The organism is Streptomyces sp. DH12, assembly GCF_020873895.1.
In the GTDB taxonomy this organism is placed as follows: Bacteria; Actinomycetota; Actinomycetes; order Streptomycetales; family Streptomycetaceae; genus Streptomyces.
In genome coordinates, this window is the sequence record NZ_JAHWGT010000004.1 from 1 (window position 1) to 18557 (window position 18557).

Genomic DNA, 18557 nt, shown 5'->3' on the forward strand with positions numbered 1-18557 from the left:
GGGGGGGGGGGGGGGGGGGGGGGGGGGGGGGGCCCCTTGACGGGCTGACCGACGTGGCCGGTCTGCGGGTCGGGCATGCGCAGGTGGCGGGTGACGGGGCGTTGAGCGGGACGACGGTCGTGTTGGCACCGGAGGGCGGTGCCGTCGCCGCGGTCGATGTGCGCGGTGGCGGCCCGGGGACGCGGGAGACGGACGCGTTGGACCCGCGCAATCTCGTCCAGCGGGTCGAGGCGGTGGTCCTCACCGGTGGCAGCGCCTTCGGGTTGGAGGCGGCTTCGGGGGTCATGGCGTGGTTGGAGGAGCGGGGGCGTGGCGTGCGGGTGGGAGCCGGGCCCACGCACGTGGTGCCGGTGGTGCCGGCGGCGTGCCTGTTCGACCTGGGGCGGGGCGGTGACTGGGGGGCGCGGCCGGGTGCGGCGACCGGTCGGGCGGCGGTGGAGGCGGCCGCGGCGGCGGAGCCGGGGGCGCCGGTGGTGTGCGGGTGTGTGGGGGCCGGTACGGGTGCGGTGGTCGGTGGGCTCAGGGGTGGGGTGGGCTCGGCGAGCGTGGTGCTGGAGGGTTCCGGTGTGACGGTGGGGGCGTTGGTGGTGGCGAACGGTGTGGGGTCGCCGGTGGATCCGGGGACGGGGGTGCTGTACGGGGCGTACGGTGATCCGGCCTTCGGGGTAGGGGGCGTGCACGGGGGTGCGCCCGCGTACCCCCCGCCGGGGGTGCATGCGGCGGCTGCGCTGCGGCTCGCGGAGGCGCGTGAGCGCAGTGGGATGCCTCCGATGAACACGACGCTGGTCGTGGTGGGGACGGACGCGGAGCTGACGCGTGCTCAGGCACAGAAGGTCGCAGGGACGGCGCACGACGGCATCGCGCGCGCCGTGCGGCCGGTGCACCTGCTGAACGACGGGGACACCGTGTTCACCCTGGCGACCGGCGTGCGCCCGCTCTCCGAGGGGCGCGATCCGCTGGCGTTGAACGGGGTGCTGGCGGCGGCCGCCGACGTGGTCGCGCGGGCGATCGTGCGGGCGGTGCTGGCGGCGCGGGGTACGGCGGGTCCGGGCGGGGAATTCCCTGCGTACGGGGAGCTGTACGGCGCCCTGCCGGGGCTGGGTCCGGTGGATGGCCGCGGCGTGCCGAACGGGCCGGAGGGGCGGGGTCGTTGAGGTGTCCGGCGGGGGGCGCGCGGGAACCCGGTTCGTGCGCCCTTCGTTTTGCGGAAGCCGGACGCGTTGTCGTACCGAGGCACTACCTTGAGCAAGCATCGAGTAACACGCGGCGACGGCCTGGAGACCCATCTTGAACGATCCGATCGAGCGGAACGATCCGTACGAGACCACGGAGACGCATGTCGAGCGGCTCCTGGGGCGGGCGCTCAACTCCTTCGACCTGCCCGATGCCCTGGTCGAGCGGTTGCAGACGGCGCTGGCCCACGCGAGCGCGCTGCACGCGTCGCACCACAGCGCGACGCTGCACCGCGTGACGTACCGGCACACCTACCTGCTGGCCGACGGTTCGTCGCTGACGCTGTGGGAGCTGGTCCACCACGTCGGCGCGGACGGTGAGGACCACCACGAGCTGTACGTGGACGAGACGGAGGTGCGGGTGGCCGCGGCGCACCTGTCGGAGGCCCTGGGGTTCCCCGAGGTGGTGGCCGTCGCCGATCCGCTGGACGACGACCTCGACGCGGATCTGGAGCTGCTGAGCGCGCTGCTGGTGCGCCCGCCGGAGCCCGCGCCGCGCACGTACGTGCCGGACGAGTCGGCGGACCACGCGCGCCGGGTGCTGCGCCGCGCGGAGAACGCCGACCGGCCGGGGGCGGCGGTCGCGGCCCGGCTGCGCGGGGCGTTCGCCCACCACATCCAGCAGGTGTTCGGCCGGCAGTGCGGTGTGGCGGGCGGCAGGGACGCGGGGTTCTCGCTGTACGAGCACGCGTTCCTGCTGTTCGACGGGAGTGAGATGAGCGTGTGGGAGGTCGAGCACACGGCGACGCCGGACGGTCGTCACATGTGCGAGGTGTACGAGGACGAGCGGACGGCGCGCGCGGCGATGGAGTCCCGCGCCCGGGTGCGCTGAGGCGGGCCGGGTGCGCTGAGGCGGGCCGGGTGCGGGGGGTCGTGCCCCGGCACGGGGTCGGCGCCGGGCCGGGTAGGCGGGGGCTGACGCCGGCAGGCGGAGGCTGACGCCGGTGGGCGGGGCGGGGGTGCGGGGTCGCGGCTCGTGTGGGGCCGGTCAGTTCGCCGCTGCCCCCTGTCCCGCCTCGACCGTCCCGCCCGTCGGCCCGGTGGACGCGGACGTACCGGGCGCGGGGGTCTTGCGGGTGCTCTTGAGGAGGACGACCAGCGCCGCGCCGACGGCCGTGCCCGCGACGATCGCCAGGAGGTACGGGAACGGGTTGCCGATCAGCGGGACGACGAAGACGCCGCCGTGCGGGGCGCGCAGGGTGGCGCCGAAGGCCATCGACAGGGCGCCGGTGACGGCGCCGCCCGCCATCACCGACGGGATGACCCTCAGCGGGTCGGCCGCCGCGAACGGGATCGCGCCCTCGGAGACGAACGACGCGCCGAGCACCCACGCCGCCTTGCCGTTCTCGCGCTCCGCCTTCGTGAACAGCCGTCCCCGCACGGTCGTGGCCAGCGCCATGGCGAGCGGCGGCACCATGCCGGCGGCCATCACCGCGGCCATGACCTTCAGGGAGCCGTCGTTCGGGGTGGCGAGGCCGCCCACGGCGAAGGCGTACGCGACCTTGTTCACCGGGCCGCCCAGGTCGAAGCACATCATCAGGCCCAGGAGCGCGCCGAGGAGGACGGCGTTCGCGCCGGACAGGCCGGACAGCCACTCCGTGAGGGCCTTCTGGAGTGTGGCGATCGGCTTGCCCACCACCAGGAACATCAGGAAGCCGACCACCGCCGACCCCAGCAGCGGGATGATCACCACGGGCATCACGCCCCGCAACGCGGGCGGGACCCGCAGCCGTTGGACGGCGAGGACGACGGCGCCCGCGAGGAGGCCGGCCGCCAGGCCGCCGAGGAACCCCGCCTCGACGGTGAGCGCGACGGCCCCGCCGACGAAGCCCGGCACCAGACCGGGTCGGTCCGCCATGCCGTACGCGATGTATCCGGCCAGGACCGGGACGAGGAACCCGAACGCGAGGCCGCCCGTCTGGAACATGAGGGCCGCCCAGCTGTCCGCCTGCCCCCAGGCGAAGTGCTCGGCGACGGACGGTGCCTTGTCGATGTCCCAGCCGCCGAGGGCGAAGCCCAGGGCGATCAGCAGGCCGCCCGCGGCGACGAAGGGGACCATGTAGCTGACGCCGGACATGAGCCACGTGCGGAGCTTGGTGCCGTAGCCGTCACCGGGCTCGCCCGCCCGGCCGACCGGCGTACCGGTCGCGGGGGCGCGCGGGGTGGTGTCGGGGGTGGGCGCCGGGCCGTGTTCCGCCAGGGCGCGGACCTCCGCGACCAGCTCGGCGGCCCGGTTGACGCCGGCCTTCACGCCGACGTCGACGGTCGGCTTGCCGGCGAAGCGCTCCCGGTCGCGTACCGGCACGTCGTGGGCGAGGACCACGCCGTCGGCCGCGGCGATGACGGCCGGGTCGAGGCGGGTGAAGCCGGCCGAGCCCTGCGTCTCGACGGTCACCTCCACCCCGGCGTCGCGTCCGGCTCGTTCGAGGGCCTCCGCCGCCATGTAGGTGTGGGCGATGCCCGTGGGGCAGGAGGTGACGGCGACGATACGGAAGGGGGTGCGGGCCCTGCCGTACGCGGTGGCCTCGCCGGGGGTGCCGGTCCCGCCGGGCTCGGTGGCCTCGGCGGGGCCGCCCCCCGGGGCGGTGGTGTCGTCGTCCCCGCTCGGGCCGTTCCCGACCGCAGGGAGCGGGTCAGCGGACGGAGCGGACGCGACCGCGCGGGTGCCGCCGGCCTCGCCGGTGCCGTCGTCCCCGCCCGTCCGATCGTCCCCGCCTGTCCGGTCGTCCCCGCCTGTCCGGTCGTCCCCGCCCGTCCGGTCGTCCCCGCCTGTCCGGTCGTCCCCGCCGGCGCTCCGGGTTCGGCCGGAGCTCCGGGTTCCGTCGGCGTTTCGCGTTCCGCCGGGCGTGGTCGGGGTGTCGGTCGGTGGGGGCGGTTCCTCGCCGCGTATGCGGGCGGCGGCCCGCTCCGGGTCGGTCTCCGCGCGCAGCGCCGTCGTGAACCGTTCGTCCATCAGCCGGCGGGCCAGGGTCGACAGGATCGTCAGGTGGGCGTCGTCCGCGCCGGCGGGCGCCGCGATCAGGAAGATGAGGTCGGCGGGCCCGTCGGGGGCGCCGAAGTCGATGCCGTGGGCGGCGCGGCCGAAGGCGAGGGTCGGCGCGGTGACGTGGGTGCTGCGGCAGTGCGGGATGCCGATGCCGCCGTCGAGGCCGGTCGGCATCTGCGCCTCGCGGGCGGCCACGTCGGCGAGGAAGCCGTCCACGTCGGTGACGCGTCCGAGGGCGGCCATGCGCGCGGCCAGGGAACGGGCCGCTTCCTCCTTGGTGTGCGCGGCCAGGTCCAGGTCGACCAGGTCGGCGGTGATCATTTCGTTCATCGCGGGCTCCTCTCGCTGCAGTTCGTCACGCGGAGAGCGCGCGGTCGAGGGGGATGTCGGTGGTCACGGTGACGGACGACGGATCCAGGTCGGCGGGGGTGGGCATCTGGCTGCCGGGGAGGGACACGGCGGCGGCGCCGTGGGCGACGGCGGCAGCGAGGGCGTCCGGGCCCCGGCCGCCCGCCGCGAGGAAGCCGGCGAGGGAGGCGTCGCCGGCGCCGACGTCGCTGCGGACGGCGGTGACCGGGGCGTGCCCGTACCAGGTGCCGGTGTCGCAGACGAGGAGCTGGCCGTCGGCGCCGAGGCTGGCCAGGACGGCGCCGGCGCCGGCCGCGCGCAGTTCGTCGGCGGCCTTCAGCGCGTCGCCGACGGTGGCGAGGGGGCGGCCGACGGCTTCGGCGAGCTCCTGGGCGTTGGGCTTGACGACGTCGGGGCGGCCGCGCAGGGCGGCCGGCAGGGAGGGGCCGGACGTGTCGAGGGCGGTGCGGGAGCCGTGTCCGTGGACGCGGGTGACGAGGTCGGCGTACCAGGCGGGGGCGAGGCCCTGGGGGAGGCTGCCGCAGCAGGCGACCCAGTCGGCGTCGGGGGCGTGGGTGCCGACGGCGGCGAGGAGCGCTTCGGACTCGCCGGGGGTGAGGCGCGGCCCCGGTGCGTTGATCTTGGTGAGGGTGCCGTCGGGTTCGGCGACGGCGATGTTGGAGCGGGTGTGGCCGCCGAGGGGGACTGGGGCGACGGGGATGTCCTGGGCGGCGAGGAGTTCCGCGACGAGGGCGCCGGGGGCGCCGCCGAGGGGGACGATCGCGAGGGTGCGGTGCCCGGCGGCGGCGACGGCGCGGGAGACGTTGACGCCCTTGCCGCCGGGGTCGACGCGTTCGCCGGTGGCGCGCAGCACCTCGCCGCGCTCCAGGGCCGGTACCTCGTAGGTCCGGTCGAGGGAGGGGTTGGGGGTGACGGTGAGGATCATGCGCGGACGACTTCCGTTCCCGCGGCCTCGATGGCGGCCGCGTCCTTGGGGTCGAGTCCTTCGTCGGTGACGAGCAGGTCGACGTCGGTGAGGTCGCCGAAGCGGGCGAAGTGGTCCTGGCCGTGCTTGGCGGAGTCGGCGAGGAGGACGACGCGGCGGGCGGCGCCGGTGGCGGCGCGCTTCACGGCGGCCTCGGCGAGGTCGGGGGTGGTGAGGCCGTGGGTGAGGGAGAAGCCGTTGGTGCCGAGGAAGACGACGTCGGCGCGGATCTCCTCGTAGGCGCGCAGGGCCCAGGCGTCGACGGCGGCGCGGGTGCGGTGCCGGACGCGGCCGCCGACGAGGTGGAGGGCGATGCCGGGGTGGTCGGCGAGGCGGGCGGCGGTCGTCAGGGCGTGGGTGACGACGGTGAGGGGCCGGTCCAGGGGCAGGGCGGCGGCGATCCGTCCGACGGTGGAGCCGGCGTCGAGGATGACGCTGCCCTCGTCGGGGAGGGCGGCGAGCGCCGCGCGGGCGATGCGGTCCTTCTGGTCGGCGGCGGTCGACTCGCGTTCGGTGAGGTCGGGTTCGAAGTCGAGGCGGCCCGCCGGGATGGCCCCGCCGTGCACGCGTCGTACGAGGCCGGCCCGGTCAAGGGCCTTGAGGTCGCGGCGAATGGTCTCGGCGGTGACCTGGAACTCCTCGGCGAGGGAGAGCACGTCGACGCGGCCGCCGTCGCGGGCGAGGCGGAGGATCTCCTGTTGGCGCTCGGGTGCGTACATGTCCGTTGACTTCCGTTCGTGACCGAACCTGTGGTTCTCATGGCAGGCTATGTGCCCGCGGGAGCAAAGTAAACAGATACGGGCATGCTACGGGCACACTCGGGCATCGGCCGGGCCGAGTCGGCGGTACACGGCAGCGAGCCGGGCTGGGCGGACCGGCGGGGCCGGGCGGGCCGGGTGGGGCAAGCCGGGCGGTGCTCCGAGAACCGCACGCGTACGCGGAGAACCGCACGTGTACGCGCAGGCCCCGCCGGGTCGTCGCCCGGCGGGGCCTGAGGGTCGTACGGGCGGTGCGTGGGTCAGCGGGCGGCGAGTGCCGGCTCCGCGCCCTCGGCCGGCGGCCCGCCGTCGCCGGGGGCCGCGCCGGTCTTCTCCGGCTCGTCGGCGCCCCCGCCCTCCACGTGCTGCCGCGGTCGGGCCGGCAGCGCGAACATCACCAGGAACACCACGCCCAGTACCGCCGCGACCCAGCCCAGGGCGCCGGTGAAGGCGTCCGCCACCGCCCGGCCGAACCCGTCGGGGACGAAGACCACCGAGACGAGGCCCAGGCCGAAGGCGTTGCCGAGCTGCATCACGGAGTTGACGATCCCCGACGCCGACCCGGCGTGCTCGCGCGGCACGTCCGACAGGACCGCGTCCGTCAGCGGGGCGACAACCAGGCCCATGCCGAGGCCCATCACGACCAGCGGCAGCGCCATCTGCCACGACGTGATGCCCATGCCGTACCGGTCGGCCTCCCATACGTACAGGCCGATACCGGCCACCATCGTCAGGGCGCCCGTCTGCAGCACCCGGCGGCCGAAGCGGGGGACGAGCTTCTGGACGGACAACCCGGCCGCGACCGACACGGCGATGGAGAACGGCACGCCCGTCAGTCCGGCGCGCAGCGCGCTCCAGCCGAGGCCGAGCTGCATGTACAGCGTCCAGACCAGGAAGAAGATGCCGATCGCGATGCCGAAGGTCAACTGCACGGCGACGCCGGCGGCGAAGCTCTTGACGCGGAACAGCGACAGTTCGACCAGCGGCGAGCCGTCCCGCCGCGCCTTGCGCCGCTCGTACGCCACGAAGGCGGCGAAGACGGGGACGGCCGCGGCCATCATGACGAAGCACCAGGCCGGCCAGTCCAGCTCGGCACCCCGCGTCAACGGGTACATGACCAGCAGCATCGCGGTGATGGCGACGACGACGCCCGGCAGGTCCAGGCGCAGCGCGCGGGGTGCCCGCGACTCGGTGATGTAGGCGCGGCCCAGGAGCAGCGCGGCCACGCCGACGGGCAGGTTGATCAGGAAGATGGGCCGCCAGCCGAGGCCGAACAGGTCCCACTGGGTGAGCAGCGCGCCCAGCAGCGGACCGGAGACGGCACCGAGGCCGACGATCGCGCCGAACAGGCCGAAGACCTTGCCGCGCTCGTGCGCGGGGAAGGTGGCGTGCACGATCGACAGGACCTGCGGGACCATCAGCGCCGCGGTGCCGCCCTGGAGGATCCGCGAGGCGACGAGCATGTCGGGGCCGGTGGCGAGGCCGCAGAGCGCGGAGGCGAGGGTGAAGCCGCCGACCCCGATGAGGAAGACGCGCTTGCGGCCGTGGATGTCGCCGAGCCGGCCACCCGTGATCAGGCCCGCCGCGAAGGCGAGCGCGTACCCGGCGGTGATCCACTGGATGGCGCCGAAGGTCGCGCCGAGGTCCCGCTGGATCGCCGGGATGGCGATGTTGACGATCGTCACGTCCACGAGGTCCATGAAGGCCGCGGTCATGACGATGGCGAGGGCGAACCAGCGGCGGCGGTCCGCGCCGGGGGCCGCCGGCGCGGCACTGGTGGGGGGAGTCGGCTTCTGCGAGGTCATGGCGGGAAACGTATGGCCCTTGTAGGACGGAACATGTCCTAGATGGCGGGGATGCTGGTCGGCATGACGGACACACCGGCACGTCTCCTGAAACTGCTGTCCCTGCTGCAGACCCCGCGCGAGTGGCCGGGCAGCGAACTCGCCGCGCGCCTCGACGTCAGCGCCCGCACCATCCGGCGGGACGTCGACCGGCTGCGGGAGCTCGGCTACCCGGTCGAGGCGACGAAGGGCGCCGTCGGCGGCTACCGACTGGTCGCGGGGGCGGCGATGCCCCCGCTGCTCCTGGACGACGAGGAGGCCGTCGCCATCGCGGTCGGCCTGCGCGCCGGGGCGGGCCACGCCATCGAGGGTGTGGAGGAGGCGTCCGTACGGGCGCTGGCCAAACTGGAGCAGGTCCTGCCCTCGCGGCTGCGGCACCGGGTCTCCACGCTGCAGAGCGCGACGATCCCGCTGACGCGGGGGGACGGGGCGACGGTCGACCCGCGCACGCTCACCACGCTCGCGGCGGCCGTCACGGGCCGGGAGCGGCTGCGGTTCGCGTACCGGGCGGGGGACGGCACGCGGACGCGGCGGCAGGTGGAGCCGTACCGGCTGGTATCGACGGGGTACCGGTGGTACCTGGTCGCCTACTGCCTGGAGCGGGAGGACTGGCGGACGTTCCGGGTGGACCGGGTCGACGAGCCGTTCGCCACGGGGGCGCGCTTCACGCCGCGCGAGCTGCCCGGCGGGGACGCGGCCGAGCTGCTGGGGCGGTCGCTGCGCGGGCGGCAGGAGGGACTGGAGCTGGACGTGTCGTTCGACGCGCCCGCCTCCTTCGTCGCGGCGCGCCTGCCGGGGTACCTGGCGCCGGAGCCGACGGGCGGGACGACGTGCCGGCTGCGGACGCGGGCGGCCGACTCGGTGGAGTGGCTCGCCGTACGGCTGGCGCTGGTGGACTGCGAGTTCACGGTGCACGGGCCGCGTGAACTGGCGTCGTACGTGGTGGAGCTGGGCGCCCGCCTGGGCCGCGCGGGCGGCGGCGCCGGGCCGGGCGGGGCCACGGCCTGACCGGCCGTACGCCCCGGGCGCGGCGGACGGCGAGTACCGGCTGCACGCCCTTCGGGGACGGCATACGGCGGGTCGGCCGTACGTCCCCGGGCGGGCCGGACGGCCGGGCGGGCAGCAGGGCGGTGCGTGTCCGGGCCGGACGCGCGCGGGCCGCAGCCCCCCGCCGGGGGGGAGGCGGAGGGCTGCGGGTCGGCCACCGCCCCGCCCCTCGGGGGGATCCGGGCGGGACGGTGGGTCTGCGGGGAGCGGCCCGGCCGTCGGGCCGCCGTCAGGCCGTCAGCCGTCAGGCCGCGGCGTCGAAGCCGGTGTCCCTGGCCATGCGCTTCAGCTCCATCAGGGCGTGCTTCTCGATCTGGCGGATCCGCTCGCGGGTCAGGCCGTGTTCCTTGCCGACCTCGGTGAGCGTCCGCTCGCGGCCGTCCTCGATGCCGTACCGCATGCGGATGATGGAGGCGGTGCGGTGGTCGAGCCGGCCGATCAGGTCCTCCAGCTCCTCGGTGCGCAGCAGCGTGAGCACCGACTGCTCCGGCGAGACCGCGGAGGTGTCCTCCAGCAGGTCGCCGAACTGGGTCTCGCCCGCGTCGTCCACGGACATGTTGAGCGACACCGGGTCGCGGGCCCAGTCCAGCACGTCGGAGACGCGCTCCGGGGTGGAGCCGAGTTCGGCGGCGACCTCGGCGGGCTCGGGGTCGCGGCCGTTCTCACGGTTGAACTCGCGCTGCACGCGGCGGATGCGTCCCAGCTCCTCGACCAGGTGGACGGGGAGGCGGATGGTGCGGGACTGGTCGGCTATGGAGCGCGTGATGGCCTGGCGGATCCACCACGTCGCGTAGGTGGAGAACTTGAAGCCCTTGGTGTAGTCGAACTTCTCCACTGCCCGGACCAGGCCGGCGTTGCCCTCCTGGATCAGGTCGAGGAGGGGCAGTCCGCTGCGCGGGTAGCGCCGGGCCACGGCGACCACCAGGCGGAGGTTGGAGCGGATGAAGACGTCCTTGGCGCGCTCGCCCTCGGCGACCAGGCGGTCCAGCTCCTCGCGGGTCACGTCGGCGTCGGTCTCCGCCTCGCCGTCGAGGATCTGCTGCGCGAACACGCCGGCCTCGATGATCTGGGAGAGCTCGACCTCCTTGGCGGCGTCGAGCAGCGGTGTGCGGGCGATCTCGTCGAGGTACATGCCGACCAGGTCGCGGTCGGCGATCTCCCCGCCCACGGCGCGAACGCTGTTGACCCGACGGGTCCCGGTGGTGGCGGACTCCGGACGGGCGACGGCACGGGTTGCCATGCGAGCTCCCTTACTGAGTAGGTCGCGACACCCTCCCGGGTGCCCTGCATCCGATGGAAACAACGACTGGAATCCGGACAGAATTCCCCAGCCGACCCTCGATTTCGCCGATCATGCAGTACCCTGTCTCGCCGCGCGGCCGGTCACCCGCGGCTCGACCGGGTAGAAGCGCAGGTCGGAGCGGGGAGACGCGCCCGCTTCCCGGCGTTCGCGGAACGCGGCGGCCACATGGCCCGTGACGGCGATCACATTCGGCACGGTGTCCTCACCCCCGGAGACGGCGTCCTTGGCCCTTCGGCCGCCCCCCACCCGGGGAGACGACCCTCACCCCCTCCTGGTTGCCCGCACAACGGTTGCCATGCCCGAATTGTTCCAACGCGAACGAAAGAGCCTCCGCCCCGCCCACCCCGCACGCCCCTTTCACCCCCCGTCGGCGTCGCTCTCGCCACCTCCCGGCTGTCGTCGGCAGCCGTGCCGGCAGCGGCGGCGCGGGGCGGGGCGGCGGCGACACGCGCCGCGCCCAGCCGCGCCTACAGGGAGCCGGAGGCCGCCGGCCTCGTCCGCACCCGCAGGGGCGCGGGCACCAGGGTCGCCGGCAGGCCCGGTACGCCCCCCCCCCCGTCGGCGTCGCCGCCCTCACCCGGCTCGCCCGCTCCTACGCCGCCGGCGCCCGCGCGACCGGCGCCGACGAGGCGACCCTCCTGGCCGCCGTGCGTGCCGCGCTGGACCGGCCGCTGCCGGGGGCGCCCCCGAGGCGGGCCACGGCCCGCCGGACGCGCCCCCCGCCGGCAGGGCCGCCGACCTAGGTCGGCAGGGCCCCCGGACCTGGGCCGAGCAGGCCGCACGGCCCCGGGCCGTGCGGCCGAAGGGCCGGTCGGCGCCGGGCGCGGGACCTACGTCGGCAGCCGGTTCCGCTGCCGCCGGGGCGTGCCTAGGGTCCGGCACATGGACGACGACACCGACACGGCCGGCTCCACCGCCCCTGACTCCCCCACGGCCGCCTTCCCCACCACCGGCTCCCCCACCGCCGACCCCGCCGGTCCCGACTCCCCCACCCCCGGCGCCACCACCGCCCGCGACACCGCCACCGTCCACGACACCACCGGCATCCTCGACGAGGCGCTCGAACGCCTCCACGCGTGCGGCCCCGAGCGCGACGGCTGGCTCAGCAACCACGCCCCGATGGCCGTCGAGGCGCTCGCCCGGCACGGGCACGCCCCCCGGGTGCACCGCTGGGTCGACCGCTACCGGGCAAAGCTGGAGGACATGCCGGCTCCGTACGCGCGCGTGACGCGGGAGAACTGGCGGGAGGCGCTGGGCGATCCGGCCCGCATCGCCGACTGGGCCGCCCACTTCGAGCGGGAGACCGCCGAGCGGCCCTGGCGCGAGGTGCTCGCCGAGTGGTGGCCGCGCCTGCTGCCCGGCATCGCGGGCGGGGCCACCCACCCGGTGATCCGCGTCGGCCACGCCGTGCGCTCCCTGCTCGCCGCGGGTGACAACGCCCCGCGCGTCACGGAACTGGCGCACGCCCTCGGCTACTGGGCCGCCCGCCACCAGCCCCTGCCCGCCCTGGCCGGCCTGCCGCCGGCGCCGACGGCGGCCGCGGCACTCGACGCCGTACCGGCCGTACCGGAGCAGACCGGCGGCATCCGGGAGCGGCTGGCGCAGTTGTCCGCGCTGCCGCGGTGGGGCACCGCGCCCGACCCGGAGGCCGCCCGCACGCACCTGGCCGAGCTGGTCAGGGCGGCGACGCACCGGTACGCCACCCACGGGCACGGCTCGCCGGTCATGCTGGTGCACGCCGCCACCGCGCCGAACGCCGTCCTGCGCACGCTGCCCGTCCTGCCGCGCGAGCTGTGGGTGCCGAGCCTCGGCGCGGCGTGGGCGGCGAGCGCGGCGGTCACCGCGGCGTACGGCCCCGCCACCCCGGACCCCGCCCCGCCGGGCCTCCCGGTGGCCGGACGGCTCCTCCCGGAGGAGGTGTTCGAACGGGCGGCGGCGCACGGGGACGACCACGCCATCAAGTTCGCCGACACGGCGCTCGACGTCGGCGACCCGCTGGCGCTGGCGGCGACCGTACGGTCCGTCGAGCAGATCCCGCCGATGTTCTGACCCGCGCCGAGTGCGCGGCACCGCGCCGACCGGCCGCGGCGCGCACAGCCCCCACCCCGCCGCGCCTCGGCGCCGCCCGCCCGGTCCCGACCGGCCGTACCGCCCCGCCGCGGACCCGGGCTCAGCCGAACTGCACGGACCGCTTGGAGAGCCCCATCCAGAAGCCGTCGACGACGCTGCGGGCCGTGTCGAGGTCGCCCGCGGCGTCCGCCGCGCCCAGCGTCACGAAGAGCGGGGCGAAGTGCTCGGTACGCGGGTGGGCGAGCTGCCCGGCGGGTGAGGCGTGCCGGAAGTCGAGCAGCGCGTCGACGTCCCGTTCGGCGAGGGCGCGGCGGCCCCACTCGTCGAACTCCGCCGACCAGCCGGGGACGCCGCCCTGGCGCAGAGCGGCGAGGTTGTGTGTGAAGAAGCCGCTGCCGACGACGAGGACGCCCTCGTCGCGCAGCGGCGCCAGCCGGCGCCCCAACTCCATCAGCCGGCCCGGGTCGAGGGTCGGGAGGGACATCTGGAGGACAGGCACGTCGGCGTCCGGGTACATCTCGACGAGCGGTACGTAGGCGCCGTGGTCCAGGCCGCGGTCGGGCATGTCCTGGACGGGCGTGCCGGGGGCGCGCAGCAGTCCGCGGACCGCTTCGGCGAGTTCCGGTGCGCCGGGTGCGGGGTAGCGGACGCGGTGGTAATGCTCGGGGAAGCCCCAGAAGTCGTGGACAAGCGGCACGGTCCGGGTGGCGCCCAGGGCGAGGGGGGCTTCCTCCCAGTGGGCGGAGACCATGAGGACGGCGGTCGGCCGGGGCAGGTCGGCGGACCAGGCGGCGAGTTCGCCGGGCCACACGGGGTCGTCCGCGAGCGGTGGGGCGCCGTGGGAGAGGTAGAGGGCGGGCATGCGGGTGGTCATGGCGGGTTCCCCTCGTCGGAGCCGCGCGGCGCGGCCGCGCGGGAGCGGGAGACGGAGCGGTCGGACACGGGGATGGTCGGACAGGGGGGCGGACGGACACGCAGGACCGTCGAGACTTGAAGGTTCAAGCTCCCACCACCCACGGTAACGCATCTAGTTTAAAGTTCAAGAACCAGTAGAGTGGATGTATGAACACTGCATCCATCGACGGGGATGGCGCACCCGGCGGCGACGCGGACCAGGGCGCGGCGGGCGCCGCCCCGGACGGGCCGCGCTGGCTGACCGACCGCGAACAGCAGGTGTGGCGGTCGTACGTGCACGCCACCATGCTCCTGGAGGACCACCTCGACCGGCAGCTCCAGCGTGACGCGGGGATGCCGCACATCTACTACGGGCTGCTGGTCCAGCTCTCCCAGGCGCCCCGCCGCCGGATGCGGATGACCGAGCTGGCCAAGGGCGCGAAGATCACGCGGTCGCGGCTCTCCCACGCCGTCGCCCGCCTGGAGCGCAGCGGCTGGGTGCGCCGCGAGGACTGCCCGTCGGACAAGCGCGGGCAGAACGCCTTCCTGACGGACGAGGGCTTCGCCGTGCTCCGGCGCAGCGCGCCCGGCCACGTCGACGCGGTGCGGCAGGCGGTGTTCGACCGGCTCACGCCCGAGCAGGTCGACCAGCTCGGCGCCATCATGCGGGCCGTCGCCGACGGCCTGGAGCCGTCGGACCCGAACGCGGACCTGCCCTGGCTCCGCTGAGGCGGGAACCAGGGCAGGGTCAGTCGGGAGCCGGGGGTCGGGGGTCGGAGCCGGGGGTCTTGGGTCCCGTCAGTGCGCCATGACCGGCACCGGAACCTCGTCGCCCTCGCCCGGCGTGCCGTCCCCGGCCGCGCCCTTCGCCGGCGCGAGGTTCGGCCGGCCCGTGGTGACGAGGGTCAGCGCGATGGCCGCGGCGACGACGAGGATGCCGACCGCCCACCAGATGGCGGCCGTGTACCCCTCCACCATCGACTCCAGCATCACCAGCCGCCGCGCCTGCGGCGAGGTCGCGGCCGCGGCGTGGGCGGTGACGTACGCGGTGGTCGCGGAGGCGGCGATCGTGTTGAGCAGCGCCGTGCCGATAGCCCCGCCCACCTGCTGCGACGTGTTCACCATCGCCGAGGCGACGCCGGCGTCACGCGGCTCGACGCCGTGCGTGGAGAGGGACATCGCCGGCATGAAAGCCGTGCCCATGCCCAGGCCGAGCAGCAGCTGCGCGGGCAGGATCAGCCCCGTGTACGAGGAGTCGATCTCCAGCCGGGTCAGCAGCAGCATGCCGGCGGCGGCCGCCAGGAAGCCCGGACCCATCAGCAGCCGCGGCGGGACACGGGTCATCAGACGCGTGCCGATCTGGGTCGAGCCGGTGATCATGCCGACGACCATCGGCAGGAACGCGAACCCGGTCCGCAGCGGCGAGTAGCCCTTCACCACCTGCAAGTAGTAGGTGAGGAAGAGGAACAGGCCGAACATCGCGATCACCGCGAGGCCCAGGGAGAGGTAGACGCCACCGCGGTTGCGCTCGGTCATCACGCGCAGCGGCAGCAGCGGGTTGCGGACCTTGGCCTCGACCGCGACGAACGAGACCAGCAGCAGCACCGACGCGGCGAACACCAGCAGCGTGCCGCCCTCGGTCCAGCCGTGCGACTCGGCGCGCGTGAACCCGTACACGAGGGCCACCAGGCCGAGCGTGGACAGGACGACGCCGGGGACGTCGAGCGGCGAGCGGTTGCGGCTGCCGGCCGGCTCGCGGATCACGAAGTAGGCGCCCAGGGCGGCGACGGCCGCGAAGGGGATGTTGACGTAGAACGTCCAGCGCCAGTCCAGGTACTCGGTGAGGAAGCCGCCCAGGATGAGGCCGACCGCTCCGCCGCCGCCGGCGATGGCGCCGTAGATGCCGAACGCCTTGGCGCGCTCACGGGCGTCGGTGAACATCACCGCGAGGAGCGACAGGGCGGCGGGCGCGAGGAGCGCGCCGAACACGCCCTGGAGGGCGCGCGAGCCGAGCAGCATGGCCTGGCCGGTGGCGGCACCGCCGAGCGCGGACGCGGCGGCGAAGCCGACAAGGCCCACCACGAAGGTCCGCTTGCGCCCCCACAGGTCGGCGATCCGGCCGCCGAACAGCAGCAGTCCGCCGAAGGCGAGCGCGTAGGCGGTGATGACCCACTGGCGGTTGCCGTCCGAGATGCCCAGGTCCTGCTGGGCGGAGGGCAGCGCGATGTTCACGATGGTCGCGTCGAGCACCACCATGAGCTGGGCCAGGGCTATGAAGACGAGCGCCTTCCAGCGGCTCGGATCGGGCAGCACACCGGCTGCTGCGGGGGTTCTCGACATGGGTGGGCCACCTCGTGGGTCGGTCGTCAGCGCGGAAAAAAGGGCGGAGCGCGGGAGCGCGGTGGTGCGGTGGTGCGGGCGGTGCCTGCGGTGCTGGTGTGGTGCCGGTCGGTACGCCTCGCGGGCCGTATGACCCTGCGGGCCTACGGCTTACGGGTCCTGCGAACCGTGCGGCCCCGCGAGCCGTACGGGCCTTGCAAGCCGTGCCGGCCTTACGAGCCGTACGGGCTTGCGAGCCGTACCGGTCCTACGAGCCTTACGAGCCGTACGGGTCGCCCGCCCGCGGCCGGCGCGGCCGTACGGCGTCGTGGCGGGCGTCGGTGACGGGGTCGGTGGTGGGCGTCAGCGGTCGTGCCGGCGCAGGCCCTCCAGGGTCGCGGGGGTCCCGGGCAGCGGGGAGCGGCCGGGGGCCTCCAGGCCGTCGAGGAGGAGCTGCAGGTGGCGGTGGACGAACTGGTCGTTGTCCGGGCAGGCGGTGCCCGGCAGGGGGCGGGTGAGCTGGGACAGGGCGACGAGCAGGTCGCCGACGGCGACGTCGGCGCGGAGCCGGCCGGCCGTCTGCGCCCGCTGGAAGAGGCCCTGTACGGCCCCTTCCAGCCGGCCGCGCGCGGCGGCGATCCCCGGCTCGTCGTGGTCGAAGGTGCCGGAGAGCATCGGACACAGGGCGCCGATCCGTTCGTCGGCGGCCTCGTGCGCGAAGCGCCGCACCTTGTCGAACGTGTCGGCCTCCTCCGCCATGGCCCGCTCGGCGCTGCGCGCGATGCGGGCCATCACGGAGACGACGACCTCGTGGACGAGGGCGGCGCGGTCCGGGAAGTGCCGGTAGAGCGTGGCGTTGCCGACCCCGGCCCGGCGGGCGATCTCGTCGAGGGGCGCGTCGGCGCCGGACTCGACGAACATCTCGCGGGCGGCCGTGACGATCCGCTCGCGGTTGCGCAGGGCGTCCGCGCGCGGCCGAGGCGCCCGCCGTCCACCACCGGCACCGGCCCCGCAGCCGACACCGGCCCCGGACTCGACACCGCACCCGGCGGAAGCGGGGGCGCCGTCGGACGCGGCACCCGCGTCGGACCCGGTCGCGGAAGCGGTACCGGCCGGGGCCCCGATCGCGGTGCCGGTCGCCGTGGTGGTGGCGGACGTCGTGGCGGTCACGGTCCCACTCCCTCTCTCGTGCTCGGTCGGACGGATGAGCCGGCAACCGGGGAGAAGGTCCCCGCTTACCGGCGGCACCCATGCAAACGGGGAGACCGTCCCCGCTTATTTCCCGCCCGCCTGTGACCCGCGTCACCCGAATGCCGAGGTACCACGATCGGGCCACCCGGCGGGCGCCCCCTCACCGCCCGGCAGACGCTGTGCACATGCAGCAGCCGACCAGCCGACGACGGCGAATACGCAGGACTGCCGCGATCGGAACCGTCACCGCCCTGTCCGTGGCGGCCCTCGCCACGGCGAGTTCCACCCAGCGCCCCGTCCCCGCCACGGCGGGCCCCGTGGCCGCCGACCCCGCGACGGACGCCCTCGCCGCCCGCGCCGCCGGCCCGGCCGACCTCGCCGCGTGCCGCATCGCGCCGGCCCCGGACGTGCAGATGTCGGAGGGCATCCCCACCCCGACGGGCTACGCCCGTTCCACCGGCGTGGTCCGCGCCCTCAACCTGATGATCGACTTCCCGGACGCGGTCGGTGACGGCCCGGCGATGCGGCGGTTCGCGGAGTTCTTCCCGCAGACCGCCGACTGGTTCCGCACCAGCTCCTACGGGCGGCTGCGCTACGTCCCGTACGCGCCGCTGACGGGCTGGCTCCGCATGCCGCTGCCGTTCGACGCGTACGGCATCGACCGCGGCGCGCCGTACGAGCCGGGGTACCGCAAGCTGGTCGAGCACATCGTGGAGGCGTCCGACGACCGCGTCGACTTCAGCGCCTACGACCTGATCAACGTCCTGGTCACGCCCAACGCCGGCCCCTCCGCGCTCGACACGGTCCTGTCCGTCACCTTCTCCGGGAACACCGAGGCGCCGCGCGCGGACGGGGTGGCGCTGTCCAACACGTCGTTCGTGTACAGCCGCCAGGACGACGGGTCCGGCTCCTTCGAGGAGACCGGTTTCCGGGTGCTGCCGCACGAGAACGGCCACGTCTTCGGCCTGCCCGACCTGTACACGCCCGAGGGCGGGGCGGCGGTCGGCCACTGGGACATCATGTCCGAGGACTGGGGGGCCAACAACGACCTGCTCGGCTGGCACAAGTGGAAGCTGGGCTGGCTCGACGCCGCGCAGGTGCGGTGCGTCGCCGCGCCGGGCACCCGCGAGTTCGTCCTCACCCCGCTGGCCCGCTCGGGGCGCGGCGCGAAGCTGCTGGTCGTACCGGTGGGCCGCCGTTCGGGGTACGCGGTGGAGGTCCGCGTCCGGGAGGGCAACGACGAGGCGGTGTGCGAGCCGGGCGTCCTGGTGTACCGGGTGCAGACGGACGTCGACACCGGTCAGGGCCCGGTGACCGTCGCGGACAGCGAGGGCGGCAGCGGCGGCTGCACGCGCCGGCCCAACGTGCACGCGGAGCTGTCGGACGCCCCCTACGGGCCGGGCGAGACGTTCCAGGACCGGACGGGGCGGATCGGGGTGACCGTGGTGGCGAAGGAGCGGGACGGCTCGTACCGGGTCCGCGTCACCCGCCGCTGACCCGGTGGTGCGCGGCGGGCACGGGGCCACCGACGGCCGGGCCCGGGCCACCGGGCCCAGACCCCGGCGCGACTCCGGCCGGTC

General features: G+C 75.2%; 14 protein-coding genes. 6 read left to right on the forward strand and 8 right to left on the reverse strand.

Features of this window, described 5'->3' with window-relative positions:
* Positions 1-53: 53 nt before the first annotated feature.
* Complete coding sequence (locus LPA54_RS04470; RefSeq protein ID WP_228973957.1) at positions 54-1154, forward strand: P1 family peptidase; 1101 nt, start codon at positions 54-56, stop codon at positions 1152-1154.
* A 133-nt stretch (positions 1155-1287) separates the two neighbouring features.
* On the forward strand, positions 1288-2064 hold the full coding sequence (locus LPA54_RS04475) for a DUF6227 family protein (RefSeq protein WP_228973958.1): 777 nt from the start codon (positions 1288-1290) through the stop codon (positions 2062-2064).
* A 156-nt stretch (positions 2065-2220) separates the two neighbouring features.
* Here the strand turns inward: LPA54_RS04475 and LPA54_RS04480 are convergent, their stop codons facing one another.
* The 4 genes from LPA54_RS04480 to LPA54_RS04495 form a co-directional block, all read right to left on the reverse strand.
* A complete protein-coding gene (locus LPA54_RS04480; protein ID WP_228973960.1) occupies positions 2221-4548 on the reverse strand; it encodes a fructose-specific PTS transporter subunit EIIC in 2328 nt (775 codons plus the stop codon).
* A gap of 25 nt (positions 4549-4573) precedes the next feature.
* Positions 4574-5512: a 1-phosphofructokinase gene (gene pfkB / locus LPA54_RS04485; protein WP_228973962.1), complete on the reverse strand. Its 939-nt coding sequence runs from the start codon at positions 5510-5512 to the stop codon at positions 4574-4576.
* Entirely contained in the window at positions 5509-6270 is a 762-nt protein-coding gene (locus tag LPA54_RS04490; protein WP_228973964.1) for a DeoR/GlpR family DNA-binding transcription regulator, read from the reverse strand. Before LPA54_RS04490 ends, pfkB begins: the two co-directional genes overlap by 4 nt.
* A gap of 299 nt (positions 6271-6569) precedes the next feature.
* Positions 6570-8114 (reverse strand): MFS transporter, encoded by a 1545-nt coding sequence (locus LPA54_RS04495; protein WP_228973965.1) that lies wholly within the window; start codon positions 8112-8114, stop codon positions 6570-6572.
* 63 nt (positions 8115-8177) lie between these two features.
* Here LPA54_RS04495 and LPA54_RS04500 point away from each other — a divergent pair, with 63 nt between their 5' ends.
* Positions 8178-9161, forward strand: a complete 984-nt coding sequence (locus LPA54_RS04500; protein WP_228973967.1) for a YafY family protein — start codon at positions 8178-8180, stop codon at positions 9159-9161.
* Positions 9162-9444: 283 nt separating this feature from the next.
* Here the strand turns inward: LPA54_RS04500 and LPA54_RS04505 are convergent, their stop codons facing one another.
* Positions 9445-10440: an RNA polymerase sigma factor RpoD/SigA gene (locus tag LPA54_RS04505; RefSeq protein WP_228973969.1), complete on the reverse strand. Its 996-nt coding sequence runs from the start codon at positions 10438-10440 to the stop codon at positions 9445-9447.
* A gap of 945 nt (positions 10441-11385) precedes the next feature.
* On the opposite strand from LPA54_RS04505, the gene LPA54_RS04510 reads away from it, so the two are divergent.
* Complete coding sequence (locus tag LPA54_RS04510; protein WP_228973971.1) at positions 11386-12552, forward strand: questin oxidase family protein; 1167 nt, start codon at positions 11386-11388, stop codon at positions 12550-12552.
* Between the two features lie 121 nt (positions 12553-12673).
* Here the strand turns inward: LPA54_RS04510 and LPA54_RS04515 are convergent, their stop codons facing one another.
* Positions 12674-13447, reverse strand: coding sequence for a dioxygenase (locus tag LPA54_RS04515; protein ID WP_228973972.1), 774 nt, complete (start codon positions 13445-13447; stop codon positions 12674-12676).
* 188 nt (positions 13448-13635) lie between these two features.
* On the opposite strand from LPA54_RS04515, the gene LPA54_RS04520 reads away from it, so the two are divergent.
* Positions 13636-14196 (forward strand): MarR family winged helix-turn-helix transcriptional regulator, encoded by a 561-nt coding sequence (locus LPA54_RS04520; RefSeq protein WP_228973974.1) that lies wholly within the window; start codon positions 13636-13638, stop codon positions 14194-14196.
* A 69-nt stretch (positions 14197-14265) separates the two neighbouring features.
* Here the strand turns inward: LPA54_RS04520 and LPA54_RS04525 are convergent, their stop codons facing one another.
* Both LPA54_RS04525 and LPA54_RS04530 read right to left on the reverse strand, forming a co-directional pair.
* Positions 14266-15807: an MFS transporter gene (locus tag LPA54_RS04525; protein WP_228973976.1), complete on the reverse strand. Its 1542-nt coding sequence runs from the start codon at positions 15805-15807 to the stop codon at positions 14266-14268.
* Positions 15808-16149: 342 nt separating this feature from the next.
* Positions 16150-16746, reverse strand: a complete 597-nt coding sequence (locus tag LPA54_RS04530; RefSeq protein ID WP_228974375.1) for a TetR/AcrR family transcriptional regulator — start codon at positions 16744-16746, stop codon at positions 16150-16152.
* 416 nt (positions 16747-17162) lie between these two features.
* Between LPA54_RS04530 and LPA54_RS04535 the strand changes: the two genes are divergently transcribed.
* Positions 17163-18473, forward strand: coding sequence for a M6 family metalloprotease domain-containing protein (locus LPA54_RS04535; protein ID WP_228973978.1), 1311 nt, complete (start codon positions 17163-17165; stop codon positions 18471-18473).
* Positions 18474-18557: the final 84 nt, after the last annotated feature.

Bases quoted from the DNA above. Each gene is read 5' to 3' on its own strand.
- LPA54_RS04480 (WP_228973960.1), bottom strand. From the start codon at position 4,548: ATGAACGAAATGATCACCGCCGACCTGGTCGACCTGGACCTGGCCGCG.
- pfkB (WP_228973962.1), bottom strand. From the start codon at position 5,512: ATGATCCTCACCGTCACCCCCAACCCCTCCCTCGACCGGACCTACGAG.
- LPA54_RS04520 (WP_228973974.1), top strand. From the start codon at position 13,636: ATGAACACTGCATCCATCGACGGGGATGGCGCACCCGGCGGCGACGCG.
- LPA54_RS04505 (WP_228973969.1), bottom strand. From the start codon at position 10,440: ATGGCAACCCGTGCCGTCGCCCGTCCGGAGTCCGCCACCACCGGGACC.
- LPA54_RS04500 (WP_228973967.1), top strand. From the start codon at position 8,178: ATGACGGACACACCGGCACGTCTCCTGAAACTGCTGTCCCTGCTGCAG.
- LPA54_RS04535 (WP_228973978.1), top strand. From the start codon at position 17,163: ATGCAGCAGCCGACCAGCCGACGACGGCGAATACGCAGGACTGCCGCG.
- LPA54_RS04510 (WP_228973971.1), top strand. From the start codon at position 11,386: ATGGACGACGACACCGACACGGCCGGCTCCACCGCCCCTGACTCCCCC.
- LPA54_RS04515 (WP_228973972.1), bottom strand. From the start codon at position 13,447: ATGACCACCCGCATGCCCGCCCTCTACCTCTCCCACGGCGCCCCACCG.
- LPA54_RS04495 (WP_228973965.1), bottom strand. From the start codon at position 8,114: ATGACCTCGCAGAAGCCGACTCCCCCCACCAGTGCCGCGCCGGCGGCC.
- LPA54_RS04490 (WP_228973964.1), bottom strand. From the start codon at position 6,270: ATGTACGCACCCGAGCGCCAACAGGAGATCCTCCGCCTCGCCCGCGAC.
- LPA54_RS04525 (WP_228973976.1), bottom strand. From the start codon at position 15,807: ATGTCGAGAACCCCCGCAGCAGCCGGTGTGCTGCCCGATCCGAGCCGC.